We start from the raw sequence: 14805 nt of genomic DNA, 5'->3' as shown, positions 1-14805 counted from the left end.
AACTATGTCCAGTAAAGTCTATTTCGGTTCCCCCCGCCAGGCGCGCTGGGAAGCAAAAGAAACGCTTCCGGCTAAACTTGATTTGATTTTGGAACAATTGCACCTGCGCGACCGGGTCAAAGATGAAACGGTGGTCATCAAAATGCATCTTGGCAACAATCTCAGTTATTCCACCGTTCACCCGGTTTTTGTGCGCAAGGTGGTGCAAGCCGTGCAAGATGGCGGCGGCAAGCCGTTTATCGCCGATGTCAGTTGGGATGTGCCCAACGCCGCCCAACGGGGTTACTCTGAAGAATCCGTCGGCTGTCCGGTCTATCCTGCGGCTGGGCCGGAGGATAAATATTTTTATACCCATCCCCGCGAGTACAAAAACCTTAAGGAATGGAAAGTGGCCGGGATGATTGAGGATGCCACTTTCCTCATCAATTTGGCGCACGTCAAGGGGCATCCCTCATGCGGTTTTGGCGCGGCCATGAAAAACCTGGCCCTGGGCAACATGATTGGCGAAACGCGCAGCGCCATGCACGATGCCATGCAATACGACCGCTACTGGTTTGCCGATAAGTGCCCCGATGCGGCAACGCGCCAGCGCATCATGGAAGCCTGCCCCTTTGACGCGCTGGTTCAGGACAAGGAGAATGAGGCTGAAATCCACCTGCATCCTGAGCAGTGCAATCAGTGCGGACGTTGTTTGCAGGTGGCTCCACCGGGTAGTTTGAAAATTGACCCGATCAATTTCCATTCGTTCCAGGAAGCGTGCGCCATCAGCGTTAGCATTTCGCTGGGCACCTTTGCCCCCGGCAAAGCCGTACATCTTAATCTGGCTACATTTATGACGCCGCTGTGTGATTGTTTTGGCTTTACCAGCATGCCCATTTTACCCGATGCCGGTATTTTTGGCTCGGATGACATTATTGCCCTGGAACAGGCCACGCTGGATGTTATTGCCAAAACCCGCCTCATTGAAGAGAACATTCCAACGAGCATGGAAGTTCACACCCGCGAGGGTCATCCCTTCCGCTGGCTACACGGGCCGTATAAAGACCCGTATCTGGTGGTGGAATACGGCGAGAAACTTGGCCTGGGGAGCCGTGATTATGAACTGATTGACGTGCTGCCGCTGGAGCAAATGGAACGCGAGCCGATGAGCAGTTATATTCCGGCATAGCCGGGAGAAACAGGAGTAAACCCATGATAGAAAAATTACCCTTTGGCAGAACAGGCCATCACAGTACTTGCACCCTTTTTGGCGCGGCCGCCTTGTGGTCCTGTACCCAGGCTGAAGCGGACCAAACGTTGGACGTGCTGCTGGAATACGGCGTCAACCATATTGACACCGCTGCCAGCTATGGAGAGGCCGAGTTGCGGATTGGCCCCTGGATGAAGCGTCATCGAAAAGATTTTTTCCTGGCCACCAAAACCGAACAGCGCACTTACCAGAAAGCCAAAGAAGAATTGCAACGCTCGTTAGACAGGTTACAGACCGACCACGTTGACCTGTGGCAAATTCACGCCATCACCGAGCCGGAACCCCTGGAAACGGCGTTGGGTCCGGGCGGCGCTCTGGAAGCCTTCATCGAGGCTCGCGAGCAGGGACTGGTGCGTTTTTTTGGCGTTACCGGACACGGCACCCAAATAGCCAAATTGCACCAACGCAGCCTGGAGCGATTTGATTTCGACTCGGTGCTGCTGCCTTACAACTATTTGATGATGCAAAATCCCCAATATGCGGCCGATTTTGAGGCGCTATACAAAATTTGCCGGGAGAAAAAGGTGGCCGTGCAGGCTATCAAATCCATTGCCCGCGGCCCCTGGGGTGACAAGGCCAAAACCCGCACGTGTTGGTATGAACCTTTTGAGGCTCAGGCCGATATTGACCGGGCTGTCAATTACGTGTTAAGTAGGCCGGGCATTTTTTTGAACACTGTTGGCGATATTGGCCTGCTGCCCAAAGTGCTTGACGCGGCCAGCCGTTTTCAACAAACCAGGCCGACAGATCAGGAGATGCAGAAAATGGTAGAGGCCACCGCCGCAGCGCCGCTATTTGTTTAAATGAATTCTCATTGTGATTGAAAGGAGATTAAAACATGGCTTTTACTTTACAAATTGGCGAAAAAGCGCCAGATTTTAAACTACCGGCCACGGATGGTAACACTTACCAGTTATCAGATTTTGACGACGCCAAAGTGCTGGTCGTCTTTTTCACCTGTAACCATTGTCCTTACGTATTGGGGTCGGATGAGGTGACCCGGCAAACGGCGGAGAAATTTGCGGCGCAGGGAGTCAAATTTGTGGGCATCAATGCCAACAGCAAACACACCTATCCCGAGGATGATTTTGACCACATGGTCTCCCGAATGGCGGAATACAAATTCCCCTGGCTGTACCTGTACGACGAGTCGCAGGAAGTGGCCCTGGCCTATGGCGCGCTGCGCACCCCGCACTTTTACGTGTTTGATAAAAACCGCAAACTGGTTTATACCGGGCGGGGCGTGGACAATCCCCGCGATACCGGCAAAATGACGGTGAATGATTTGGAGCGAGCCTTAACCGAGCATCTGGCCGGCCAGCCGGTGAGCGTTCCGCTCACCAACCCTATTGGCTGCAATGTTAAGTGGGAAGGCCAGGATGCTCACTGGATGCCGGCTGAAGCGTGCGATCTGGTGCTGTAATATCTGGCAAAAGAAATTGAATTCTACCCTATAGGGACAGGGCATTGTCCTGTCCCTACCAAACATTAACCAAACAACTGTATAGGAGGAACAAATGGACGCTTTAGAAGCAATCCGCAAACGTAGAAGTGTGCGCGATTATACCGGCGATCCCATCCCCCACGAAGTTTTAGAGACCATTATTGACGCGGGCCGCCTGGCCGCCTCTGGGAGTAACAAGCAGCCGTGGGATTTTATAATAATTACCGACCGGGAGATGATCAAAAAACTCAAGGTAGCCGCCCAGTGGATGGACAAAGCGGGGGCCATCATTGCCGTGGTGCTGGACCCGTCTTCTCGGTGGTGGCTGGAAGATGGTTCGGCGGCGGTGGAGAATATGCTCATTGCCAGCACCGCCCTGGGATACGGCTCCTGTTGGTTGGAAGGTTATACCCTGCCTTTGGAAAGTAAATTCAAAGAGCTTTTGGGCGTGCCGGAAGAAAAAAGGTTGTTAACCCTGGTGCCCATTGGCATGCCCGTAGCATGGCCCACCAAAGAAAAAAAATCCCTGGCGGAAGTCATTCATTGGGAAAAGTATGGGGGCTAAGGTGGACGCCATTGAAGTCATTATGACCCGCCGCAGTATTCGTCATTACACCCCTCAGCCCGTTTCAGAAGAATTGATTGAAAAGGTGTTGCGGGGAGCGATGGCCGCGCCCTCGGCTCGTAACGAACAATCCTGGCAATTTGTGGTGATTAACGACCGCGAAATCCTGAACGTTATTCCAAAGTACCACCAGTTTTCCGAGATGTTACGGGAGGTTCCGTTAGCCATTGTTGTTTGCGGTGACGTGCGCCGGGAGTCGCACCGGGATTATTGGCAGCAAAATTGTGCGGCCGCCACACAGAATTTGTTACTGACGGCGCACGCGCTGGATCTTGGCGCCGTATGGTTGGGCCTTTATCCGCGTGAAGATCGCGTGGCCAAAACTCAAGCCCTTCTTGGTTTGCCTGAAGGAGTCATTCCCATGGCCATTGTGGCGCTGGGTTACCCGGCCGAGGAAAAAAGCCCGTCAGATCGCTTTGATCCGGCCAAGGTGCATCGAAACAGGTGGTAATTATTATCGGTAAGGAGGATAATTATGGAATACCGTTATCTTGGCCGAACTGGCATGAAAGTAAGCCAGTTATGCCTGGGCGCAATGACGTTTGGGCGAGAGGCCGACAAAAAGACCAGTTTTCGGATGATGGACCGTTTTGTGGAGGCAGGCGGTAACTTTATTGATACTGCCGACGTGTATACGCGCGGCGTATCTGAAGAGATTGTGGGGCGCTGGCTCAAAGGGAAAACCCGCGATGATTTTGTGATCGCCACCAAGGTTCGTTTTCCAATGGGCGATGGGCCAAACGACCTTGGCTTGAGCCGTAAACATATTATGGCCGGGATAGAAAGTAGCCTGCGTCGCCTGGGTACAGATTACATTGACTTATATCAAGTTCACTGCTGGGACCCTGGCTCGCCGTTGGAAGAAACCTTGAGCACTTTGCATACGCTGGTGCAGCGTGGAAAAGTGCGCTACCTTGGAGCCAGCAACTACAACGGCTGGCAGTTGCAAAAAGCCATTGACCTGAGCAAACAAATGGATTGGGAGTCTTTTGTGTCGTTGCAACCGCTTTATAACTTGCTTGACCGCAATATTGAGTGGGAATTGGTGCCGGTGAGTTTGAATGAGGGTTTGGGCATCATCCCCTGGAGTCCGTTGCGCGGCGGTTGGTTGAGCGGCAAATATCGCCGGGGTATGGCTGCGCCGCCATCTGGCACGCGGGTGGAAATTGCGGAGAAAGAAGGTTGGAGCGAGTCCTGGTCGGCCTATGCCAACGAACGAACCTGGAGCATTTTGGACGTGCTGTTTGCCGTGGCGGAAGAAACCGGCAAATCGCCGGCGCAGGTGGCCTTGAACTGGTTGATCCACCGGCCTGGCGTTACCGCCCCTATTACGGGAGCGCGGAACCTTAAACATCTGGAAGACAACCTGGGCGCAGCCGGCTGGGCGCTGAGTGACGATCAGATGGCGCGCCTCACCGAAGCCAGCGAGATGACCCCGGCGTATCCCTACAGTTTCATCAGAAACGCTGCCAGACTACGGGAATAACAAGAGTTGAAACCTATAGCTTAACCCAATACTGCCTGGGCGTGGTAGAGCATTTGTCTACCGCGCCTTTTTTTTAGGCTGCCCCAAGTTTTTCTCGCTTCTGTTCCTAAAGATCAGGCGCAGGGGGACACCCACAAACCCGTAATGTTCACGCAATTTGTTTTCCAGGTAACGTTGGTAACTAAAATGAACCAGTTGGGTGTCGTTAACAAAAAAAACAAAGGTAGCGGGATTGACCCCGGCCTGGGTGGCGTAAAAAAATTTCAGACGATGGCGGTGGGTGCCTTTGGGTGGGTTTTGGGCTACCGCCTCGCGTAGCAGGCGATTGACTTCGCCGGTGGGGATGCGGCGCAGACTTTCGGCATACACCTGGAGGGCCAGCGGCAGCACTTTGTGGACGCGCTGGCCGGTTTTGGCCGAAATAAAAAGAATGGGTACGTATTCTAAAAATTTCAACTCGGCCCGAATCTTTTCGGTGTATTGTTTGAGGGTATAGGTGTTTTTTTCCACGGTATCCCACTTGTTCACCAGCACCACCACACTTTTGGCTTCTTCAATAATGTAACTGGCAATGTGGGCGTCTTGCGCGGCCACCATTTCACCGGCGTCAAGCAGCAGCAGGCACACGTCGGCCCGGTTGACGGTTTTAACGGTGCGGAGCAGGCTGTGTTTTTCCACGCCCGGTTTTATTTTGCCCCGGCGGCGGATGCCGGCAGTGTCAATCAAAATCAACTCCTGGCCGGCGTACGCTATGCGGGTATCAACGGCATCGCGGGTGGTGCCCGGCACGTCAGACACAATCACCCGTTCTTCGCCCAACAGCTTGTTGAGCAGCGACGACTTGCCCACATTGGGCCGTCCCAAAATGGCAATTTTAAGCGCGTCGTCCGCTTCATCTGCCGCTTTTGCCGGGGGTAAAGATTCAACAATTGCGTCCAGTAGATCGCCGGTGCCGGTGCCGTGCAGGGCCGAAACAGGAAAAGGATCGCCCAGGCCCAGGGTGTAAAATTCTACCGCCTCTTCCCGCCGTTGTTTATTATCGGCTTTGTTAACGGCCAGCAGCACCGGCTTTTCGGTGCGGCGCAGTAGTTTGGCAATATCTTCATCGGAGCCGGTAATGCTGGTGCTATCTACCACAAAAACAATAACGTCGGCTTCAGCAATGGCAATTTCAACCTGGGCGCGGATCTCTTCTAAAAAGAGGCGGCTGGAAACGCCGGCCTGAAATCCGGTTTCCCCGGCCTGGCGAGGCAACGAGGGGCCAAGTTCAAGACCGCCGGTATCAACTACCATAAAATCGCGCCCACCCCAGTCGGCCTCGCCGTAGAGCCGGTCCCGGGTGGTGCCGGCCAGGTCTTCAACAATGGCTTTACGCTGGCCTACCAGGCGGTTGAACAGGGTTGATTTGCCCACGTTGGGCCGGCCCACCAGGGCCACGATGGGTATTGGGGCGGAACGGGTTTGTTTCTGGTTCACTTTGTCTCCATTTATTGGGCCTGGGGAGTGGCTGTTGCGCCGGCCAGGGGAGTGGCCGTAGGCGCAAAACGGGAGATATTGGCCGTGGGCGTCGGGCTGGGCGAAGGGGTAGGGGTTAGGTTTGAACCAATGGCCACTTCAATGGTGTCAGGCAAAATGGCGTCAACCCGAAACTCTTCCGGCAAAAATACGGTGGGCTGAACTTTGTGCGTGCCCGGCGCCAGCCCAAAAAGATCAACAATCACTTCCACGTCGCTGGCCTTGAGCGTTTGTAATTGGGGAATAGGGCCAGATAAGAATACGTCGGCCCGCTCCGGCGAGGCTTTCCACCAGTAGTTGGGGTCAATGCCCTGCTGGGTGATGGGTCGTTGCAGGATGATGCCGTCTTCAATGGCCGCTATCTCTACGGTTACCTGCACGCCGCTGGGGCCTTTGTTTTGTTCATCGGCCAGCACTACGGTGATGCCGTTGGGTAGATTCAGGGGCACGGTGCGGACAATATTTTCGGTGGCCTGGCTCAAATCAATTTGGGCTGTTTCCACAAAACCCGGGATTGAGCCAAGCACTTGGGGATTGCCCACAATGGTCAAGGTGGGCGGGTTAACAGAGATATTACTGACTCGATAACCCGGCGCAGCCTGACCCACCACCACGGCCCTCACCGATACGTCTTTATAACCAAATCGTTGCTCTATGGGCAAGGTTACTTTAACCCGGTCGGGAGATAGGGTCAGGCCATTGATGGTCTGGTCACTGCGGTCGCGGATTGTGACATTGCTGATGCGGACAATGGTTTCTTTGGAGCCACGGATATAAATTTCGCCGACGGCTTTGGCTACCTGGCTGATCAAAGATTCAGGGCCTCTGATTACCACTGTCTCCGGCTCGGCGGTAGGCGTTCTGCTCACATAACCCAGGGGCGGCGTGTCCATAACCTCAATTTGTATGGGCATAGAAATAGCCTGTTCAACCTGTAGGGTCAGGCTGGCCGCTTCCGGTTTTTTTTCAATGATTTCTACATCGGGGTCTGAGACAGCAACCTGGACGGGCACTTCGTTGAAGCCCGCCGCCAGTTTTGACAGGTCGAGCGTGGCTTTAAATTTGGAGGTGCTCAAGGTTTGCCAACTGCTTTCCGGGGCGCGGAGTCGCAAACGAACCGTTTCCGGCAACGTGTCCGTAACAATCAATCCTTCGGCGGGGGGGATGATTTCAATAGGAATGTTTTGGTTAAAAATGGCTTCACGGGGGGGATTTTGTTGATTGATGGCGGTCACCCAAACCAGTGTTGCCAGAATTAAAGATATAAGAATGCTGGTAAGATTTCTAAAAAATTTCCGTACCAAAAAAAGACATCCTTGTTATTCGGAGTGTGACTGCGTCTGGGCCGTGGACTCTATTTTGGTCCATCCCAGGCGTTGCAGGATAGCCCGCAGGGGACGGCGCCAGATAGAAACTTGCGCGGGCGACATATATAAAGCCTGCAACATTTGTTCCAGCCCTTGCTGGTCTAAACCACGAATCAGTTGGCCATTGTGGGCAATTGAGATGCCCCCGGTTTCTTCAGAAACAACAACCACCACCGCATCTGTTGTTTCGCTAATGCCCAGGGCAGCCAGGTGGCGGGTGCCTAACAATTGTTTGGTGGTACTGGTAGCCTGGCTCAGGGGCAGGATAACGCTGGCTGCGATAATTTTGTTGTTGCGGATCACCACGGCCCCATCGTGCAGGGTAGTGCCGGGTTCAAAGATGGTTCTCAATAGATCAGAGCTAACCAGCGCATCGAGCCGCACGCCGGTTTCAATATGATCTTCCAGCCCGGTGTTATGTTCAAAAACAATCAGCGCGCCATGTTTTAAGCGCGACATTGACAGGACGGCTCGACTGACCGCCTCAATGGACTGGTCAATGCGGGTATGCTGGCCGGACGAGGTGAATATTTTACTGGTGCGTCCCACCCGTTCCAGGGCGCGGCGGAGTTCCGGCTGAAAAACTACGGGGATAGCCACCAGGAGGGCCGGTAAAGCCCGGTCAATGAGCCAACTAAAAGCAGTGAGCGTATTAAAAGCGCTGGCTACAATAATGGCCAGCACCGATAAAATTAAAATACCTCTTAAAAGTTGTTCAGCCTGGGTGCCCTGGATCAACATTAAAATCCAGTAGAAGACTAGGGCAACCAGCAGTATGTCTATGATACTGCTAAGATCAATTCTTGACAGGTTATAAAAAAGGTTAGACACTTTTACTTGGCCAATTGATGGCAAGCTATTAGATAGTCCCTCCACTAATTTGAGAGAGCAGCCGGTGATAACCCTCGGCATCGTCTGGCCCTAATTTGAGGATAGCCTGAATGGTTTGGACGGCCTGGTCGCGGAGGCCATGTTCTAGTTGCATTTCCCCCAGGGCGTCGTATTCAGCAATTGCCTCCCGATTCATCCCATTCTGGGCGTAGGCCACGGCCAGGCGTTGGCGTAGCGACATGTCGTCGGGATGAACTGAAACCAATTCTCTAAGTAATTCCAGGGCTTTGGGTGGATTTTGGCGTTGATACATGGATAAGAGATTATCCAGGCCGGCAATAGCTTGGTTAATTTTGTTTTGTTTATAATAAAGGTCAACTAATTCTCGTTGCGTGCGCTCATCGTTGGGTTTGATTTTTACCAGCTCTTCATAAGCGGCTGTGGCCCTGGCCCAGTCAAAACGCTGGTTATAGATGTCGCCCATACGTTTGAGAATTTCTATGCGCCAGGTATCAGCATTTTGAGCAGAAGCCGCCAGGCGTGAAGCTTCACTATATTTTTCAAGCGCTCTATCCACCTGGGCCAATTGATAATAAGAGTCGGCCAGGATGAGATATTGGTCAAGGGCCTGTTCTACATTGTTGAGAGAGATATAAAGGTCTATTAATTTGGAACGTACCGTTACGTCCATGGGAGCCAAACGCAATATTTTTTGATAAATATTGCTAACCTGATCGGGTAAGTTGCGCATTTCATAGACCTTGGCCACGTAGAGGTACTTTGAAATCGCCTGGTCGGTTTTTTCTTGTTTGAGCAAAATATCGGCCAGCCGGATATGCAGGGGCAAATAAAAAGGCGCTTTCTGAATGGCCAACAAACATTCTTCGGAGGCAGTCATGACCATATTTCTTTTTAGATGTTCCGTGGTCAGGGCCATGGCCGTAATTGTCACCTCAGTTTCGGGGCTTTCCAGGTATTCGGCCAGGCTCATGACACCATTTTCAGTGACATTTTGCATACGTTGGCGAGCCAGGTAGGCCTTCTTTTCCCATTCAGGGTGGGCAAAGAAGGTTTTGAGGGTGGTAATAAAATCATTGATTTTGTTGACATCGCCTGCGGCCAGATATTTGTCGGCCAGCGTTTTGTAATACTGGTTTAGGTGTTGGGCCTGGTCGCCACTGAGGGTTTGCAAGTCCACTGTTTTAACCACTTCAATAAAGTACTTGAGGGCTGAATCAAGTTTGTTGGCGGCATGATAAACTTCGCCCAGGGCAAACTGAGAACTCAGATTGTACTGGCGGTCCTGGGCCGCCTGTTTCAGCATTTTAGCGGCTGCCTCTAATTGTTCTAATTCTTTATATAAAAGTCCCAGGTTAAAGTATAAGGCCGGCCGGGCCAATCCCCCTTTAAGCGCTTGTTGGCAATTTTGGGCTGCTTCAGCCAACTGTTTGCGACCTTGTAAATCAATGGCCTGCATAATGAGCATGGTATTGGGATTGTTTGCATCTTCAAAAACAACATTTGCCAACTCGGCCAAAGCGTTTTGTTGCGCTGTTTTAACCAGGCCGCCCGTGCGAGTTGGACGTGATTCAGTCTCCTCTATGGCAAAGGGATCTTCTCCAAAAAAATCTTCATCCTCATACAAATTTTCATCGGGCAGATCCATCATTGGGGCGGGTGGAGGCGGGGGCGGGGTTTCGCTGATTTCGTCGGGCCGGATGGGAGTGTTGTTTTGCAGGGCTTCGTAGGCGGCGGTAATACCGGGGTCGTCGGGCAACAGTTGTTCGGCCTTTTCAATTTGCTGTACGGCCTGGTTACGATCATTTCGGCGCTGAAAAATGGCTGCCAACCTTAACCACTCGCGCGCCGCCCGTCGCGGATGGCCCTGTTGGGCCAGCCCCTCGGCCAGTTTGGCCTGGGCGTCTGTTTGATCGGGCACTAACTTGGTGGCGCGTTGCCAAAAGTCAATGGCCGTGTCAAGGTTGTTTTTAGAGGCAGCAATATTACCCACCCGCAGATAGGTTTCGGCGGCGGCGTCTAACTGTCCGGTTCGCTCTTGCAGGTCGGCAATGTAACTGAGGGCCTGCTGGTTGGTAGGGTTAATTTTGAGGGCGTGTTGAAAAGCCTTCCTGGCTATGTCGGTTTGCCCGGCAGAAAGAGATGCCAGACCAAAACCCAGCACGGCGGCCTCATTGTTGGGAAATTCGGCCAGGGCAAACCGATAGGCCTTGCTCGCTTCTGCCCAATTTTTTTGGGCGCTAAATTGTTCGGCCTGGGCCATTGCTGCTTGAAATTTTTTTTGATCACCAGCCACTTTGGCGTCTCACCTTAAACTTTGATTTTCGAGTAATGAGTTAGCTTATAAACCCTGGCGAAGGTTACCCAAAACCTCCGCCAGGGTAGGTGAACAAAAAGGTCAGGATGTTACTGCTTTGAGGTGTGATTTTTTTATCATTAGGAGTATACCACAACTAAATACAATAGAAAAGCATTGTAAACCTTAAACAATTTATAACCGTTCTACAAAGCTTGCGCTGGTCAGGGCACGGACTTGCTCCAGGCTGGCGCCGGGCATTAATTCTATCAGGGTGAGCTGACCTTCTATAAATTCAAAAACGGCCAGTTCGGTGATGATGAGATCAACCGCCCCCACAGCCGTTAACGGCAAGGTGACCTGGGGCACAATTTTGGGTTCATTCTGGCGGCTGGTATGGGTCATGGTAATAATCAATCGTTTGGCCCCGGAAGCCAGGTCCATCGCCCCCCCTACGCCCAGGAGAGGTTTGCCCGGCACAGCCCAGTTGGCCAGGTTGGCCATCTGGTCAACTTGCAGCGCCCCCATAATGGCTACATCTATGTGCCCCCCCCGAATCATAGCAAACGAGGCGGCGCTATCAAAATAAGAAGCGCCGGGCAAAGCCGTAACCGGCTGCTTGCCCGCATTAACCGGATATTCCATTGCCCCGCCGCTTTCAGGCGTGGGGCCAACCCCCAGCATGCCGTTCTCGGTATGCAAAATAATTCCATCTTGGGGAGAAATAAAATCGGCTACCAGGGTAGGGATGCCGATGCCCAGGTTGACCACATCGCCGCGCTTTAACTCGGCAAAGGCGCGTTGGGCCATATTCAAGCGGGCCGGGTCGGTATCTTTGTTGTTACTGCTCACCGCGGCAGAACTGCCCAAATCTGCCAGAGTGGTGTGAGCCTGGACCAAATAATCCACATAAAGGCCGGGAGTAACAATCTCGTCGGGCGACAGCGCCCCAACCGGCACAATCTCTTCCGCTTCGGCAATCACCATGTCGGCGGCAGTGGCCATAGCCACGTTAAAGTTGCGTTCGGTCAACCGATATACCAAATTGCCGGCGGTATCCGCGCGATAGGCTCGAATCAGGGCTACATCCGCCCGCAAAGCCGGAACAAAAACGTGTTCCACTCCATTGATGATTTTCTTTTCGTGTTGTTCGGTTAAAATGGTGCCGGCGGCCGTGGGTGTATAAAAACCGCCAATGCCGGCCCCGCCGGCGCGGATGGCTTCAGCCAGTGTGCCCTGGGGGATCAACTCGACCACCATTTGTTTAGCATGCACCGCTTGTAAGGCTTCCGGGTTAGAAGTGAAAAAAGAGCCAATGGCCTTGCTGATTTGTCCCTGACGCAACAAACGCCCGCCGCCCAGTCCCGGCTCGCCGACATTGTTGGAAATAATGGTAAAATTCTTAACCTCACGTTCGGCCAGGGCATGTAAAATATGCACCGGATTGCCCGTCATGCCAAAACCACCAACCATTATCGTGGCCCCATGGGGCACCAGGGCGGCTGCTTCTGCTGCGGTCAGTTGGGGTACAGTTTTCATTGTTGGATGTTGCCTCCTCTTTGAGTGAGCTTAAATTTATGGTTCAGCCGATTCTACACCTCTCTGCTAACATACACAAGCCGATGGATGACATCTGCCCAGGCAAGAATGGGTTGGGGACTGGGGATACATGGGTTGGTCGCTAAACGTTGCTCCCCTGGTCAAGATATGGTAAAATTTCGCCTCGAAATGTTAAAATGACAACCCATTGATAAACATGTGTCACAAGAGGTTAAATAATGAAATTGGTTGAAATTTATGTTAATGATAACGAAGTGGCCGGAGAGTATGTAGCCCAGGCATTTTTTGAATGGAACGGGCAGGAATGGGAAATGACAGTAAAAGCCGCCGGCAAGGCCGAGGCCGAAGCCCTGGCTAAAACGCAGGCGGAAGCCTATCTCAAAGCATGGGCCGAGAACCAAACCGCGGCCAATGACAAATACGGGGTTTATCCCTATTAAAGACAGGTTTTTATGGCTGACACCTTACGCGATTATCTTGATTTTGCCGTTGAAATGGCATGGCAGGCCGGACAACTTACCCTGGGCTATTTTCAAACCGGTCTCCGGCCCGACTTCAAAGCCGACGAGTCTCCGGTAACGGTAGCCGACCGCCAGGCCGAACAACTTATCCGTAGGCGTATTGAAGAACGCTACCCCCATCACGTTGTCATTGGGGAGGAATTTGGCGGCGAAGAACTATTGATGGAAGCAGCAGGCGCTTCTCACCGTTGGATTATTGATCCCATAGACGGCACGCGCTCTTTTGTGCGGGGAGTGCCGCTTTATGCTATTCTCATCGCTCTGGAAATTGAAGGCCAAAGCCAGGTGGGCGTGGCCCATTTCCCGGCCCTGAACGAAATGATTGCGGCGGCCACCGGAGAAGGTTGTTGGTGGAATGGCCGGCGCGCTCAAGTTTCTCAAGTGAAACATTTAAAAGAAGCCCTGGTGGTTCATTATGATGCGGCGGCCTTTGCCAAACATGGCCGGGCTGGAGCCTGGCAGCGGTTACAGCAGTTGGCCGGTTATCGGGCCGGTTGGTGTGATGCTTATGGTTACTTATTGGTTGCTACCGGCCGGGCCGAGCTGATGCTTGACCCGGTAATGAATGTTTGGGATTGCGGGGCGTTGTTACCCATTGTGCAAGAAGCGGGGGGGCATTTTGGCGATTGGCAGGGGAATCCCACCATTTACGGCCATGAAGCCCTGGCTACCACCCACACGCTTCTGCCGGAAGTTTTGCGGGTGATAAATGGTTAAAAAGATGAACGATAACGACGAACGACCAAAGACGAAAGACCAAATTGATCACTCATTGGTCATTGAGCGTTGGAAACAAAATTTGTGATTTAAGGAGTTTTATTGCCCAAGGTATTTGCTTATAAAAGCATCCAGGCCTGCCTCGTACTGTTTGCCCGAAATGAAAATCCCTTCATTGTGCCCACCCTTGAGGGCCAAAAATTCCTTTGGCTCCGGCGCAGCGGCCAATAACTGCTTTCCATGACTGTAGGGAATGATGTCGTCGTCTGGGCTGTGCACCACCAGCACCGGGCAATTTATTTGGGGCAGACGCGCCAGGGTATTGTATTTAAAACGGGCCAGCAGCCGGACCGGCAAAAAGGGATAATACTTGGCCGCCACATCCGGCACCGAGGTAAAGGTTGATTCCAAAATCAGCGCGCCGGGATTATTTTGTTGGGCCAGCCGCGCAGCCACCGCCCCGCCCAATGACCGGCCAAAGAGGATGATCTGGCCGGGGGGAATTTGTCGTTCTTTAACCAGATAATGCCAGGCCGCCTCGGCATCCAGATAAGTGCCCTGTTCCGAAGGTTGGCCCTCACTTTGGCCGTAACCCCGGTAATCAATGATCAGAACGCTCAAACCCAGGCGATGGAAAATTTCAAGCGAATCCAGACGGTGAGAAATATTGCCCGCATTCCCGTGCAAGAATAAAACTACCCCTCTGGCCTCTTCAGCCGGGATGAACCAGCCGGAGAGTTTTACCCCGTCTGTTGTCTCTAACCACACGGCTTCGTAGGCCAACCCAATGTCAGCCGGAGTGGCCGTAATTCTGCGGGTAGGGAAATAGATCAAACGCTCCTGGATAAAAAAGAAAAAGGCGACCAGGCTGATATACAAAACAATACCCAAAATAATAATTAAGCCCATTTGTTTCATTCGGTGATGATGGCAGGCAGTTTGGCGCTTTAACAATAAAAATTTCCCCAAAAGCAAGGGGTTTGACGACTGTAGCAAATGGCCCAGATCGTCAAATAATTTATTGGAGAACACCGTCACCCACCCAACAAAAAATCCTGCCGGGTTTCAGCAGGATTTTTTTATAGCAGGTTCGGCCAATGAGCCCCCAGGGACTCGAACCCTGAACCCGCTGATTAAGAGTCAGCTGCTCTGCCAGTTGAGCTAGGGGCCCACCCG

General features: G+C 52.5%; 14 protein-coding genes and 1 tRNA gene. 8 read left to right on the top strand and 7 right to left on the bottom strand.

Going from position 1 to position 14805, the window contains the following annotated elements; all coding sequences use genetic code 11:
* The first annotated feature begins 4 nt into the window (after positions 1–4).
* The 6 genes from JW953_13870 to JW953_13845 all read left to right on the top strand — a co-directional run bounded on the left by JW953_13870 (position 5) and on the right by JW953_13845 (position 4804).
* A complete protein-coding gene (locus JW953_13870; protein ID MBN1993782.1) occupies positions 5–1168 on the top strand; it encodes a DUF362 domain-containing protein in 1164 nt (387 codons plus the stop codon).
* Positions 1169–1191: 23 nt separating this feature from the next.
* A complete protein-coding gene (locus tag JW953_13865) occupies positions 1192–2052 on the top strand; it encodes an aldo/keto reductase (protein MBN1993781.1) in 861 nt (286 codons plus the stop codon).
* Positions 2053–2087: 35 nt separating this feature from the next.
* Positions 2088–2672, top strand: coding sequence for a thioredoxin family protein (locus tag JW953_13860; GenBank protein ID MBN1993780.1), 585 nt, complete (start codon positions 2088–2090; stop codon positions 2670–2672).
* Positions 2673–2766: 94 nt separating this feature from the next.
* The gene (locus JW953_13855) at positions 2767–3258 is read left to right on the top strand and encodes a nitroreductase family protein (protein ID MBN1993779.1); all 492 of its coding nucleotides are present in this window, start codon (positions 2767–2769) and stop codon (positions 3256–3258) included.
* On the top strand, positions 3248–3769 hold the full coding sequence (locus JW953_13850; protein ID MBN1993778.1) for a nitroreductase family protein: 522 nt from the start codon (positions 3248–3250) through the stop codon (positions 3767–3769). Before JW953_13855 ends, JW953_13850 begins: the two co-directional genes overlap by 11 nt.
* A 24-nt stretch (positions 3770–3793) precedes the next feature.
* Complete coding sequence (locus JW953_13845; GenBank protein ID MBN1993777.1) at positions 3794–4804, top strand: aldo/keto reductase; 1011 nt, start codon at positions 3794–3796, stop codon at positions 4802–4804.
* 57 nt (positions 4805–4861) lie between these two features.
* Here the strand turns inward: JW953_13845 and der are convergent, their stop codons facing one another.
* From der to JW953_13820, 5 genes are all read right to left on the bottom strand, one after another.
* A complete protein-coding gene (gene der, locus JW953_13840; protein ID MBN1993776.1) occupies positions 4862–6280 on the bottom strand; it encodes a ribosome biogenesis GTPase Der in 1419 nt (472 codons plus the stop codon).
* Positions 6281–6291: 11 nt separating this feature from the next.
* Positions 6292–7554, bottom strand: a complete 1263-nt coding sequence (locus tag JW953_13835; protein ID MBN1993775.1) for a hypothetical protein — start codon at positions 7552–7554, stop codon at positions 6292–6294.
* Between the two features lie 84 nt (positions 7555–7638).
* A complete protein-coding gene (gene cdaA / locus JW953_13830) occupies positions 7639–8517 on the bottom strand; it encodes a diadenylate cyclase CdaA (protein MBN1993774.1) in 879 nt (292 codons plus the stop codon).
* A 28-nt stretch (positions 8518–8545) separates the two neighbouring features.
* Entirely contained in the window at positions 8546–10831 is a 2286-nt protein-coding gene (locus tag JW953_13825; GenBank protein ID MBN1993773.1) for a tetratricopeptide repeat protein, read from the bottom strand.
* A gap of 195 nt (positions 10832–11026) precedes the next feature.
* A complete protein-coding gene (locus JW953_13820; protein MBN1993772.1) occupies positions 11027–12370 on the bottom strand; it encodes a 3-oxoacid CoA-transferase subunit B in 1344 nt (447 codons plus the stop codon).
* Between the two features lie 239 nt (positions 12371–12609).
* Here JW953_13820 and JW953_13815 point away from each other — a divergent pair, with 239 nt between their 5' ends.
* Both JW953_13815 and JW953_13810 read left to right on the top strand, forming a co-directional pair.
* On the top strand, positions 12610–12831 hold the full coding sequence (locus JW953_13815; GenBank protein ID MBN1993771.1) for a hypothetical protein: 222 nt from the start codon (positions 12610–12612) through the stop codon (positions 12829–12831).
* A gap of 12 nt (positions 12832–12843) precedes the next feature.
* On the top strand, positions 12844–13629 hold the full coding sequence (locus tag JW953_13810; protein ID MBN1993770.1) for an inositol monophosphatase family protein: 786 nt from the start codon (positions 12844–12846) through the stop codon (positions 13627–13629).
* A gap of 99 nt (positions 13630–13728) precedes the next feature.
* Here the strand turns inward: JW953_13810 and JW953_13805 are convergent, their stop codons facing one another.
* Together JW953_13805 and JW953_13800 are read right to left on the bottom strand one after the other, a co-directional pair.
* The gene (locus JW953_13805) at positions 13729–14538 is read right to left on the bottom strand and encodes an alpha/beta hydrolase (GenBank protein ID MBN1993769.1); all 810 of its coding nucleotides are present in this window, start codon (positions 14536–14538) and stop codon (positions 13729–13731) included.
* A gap of 189 nt (positions 14539–14727) precedes the next feature.
* A tRNA-Lys gene (locus JW953_13800) sits at positions 14728–14800 on the bottom strand.
* Positions 14801–14805: the final 5 nt, after the last annotated feature.

It is taken from the genome of Anaerolineae bacterium, assembly GCA_016931895.1.
Classification (GTDB): Bacteria; Chloroflexota; Anaerolineae; order 4572-78; family J111; genus JAFGNV01.
This window is presented reverse-complemented; position numbering and strand designations above follow the sequence as displayed.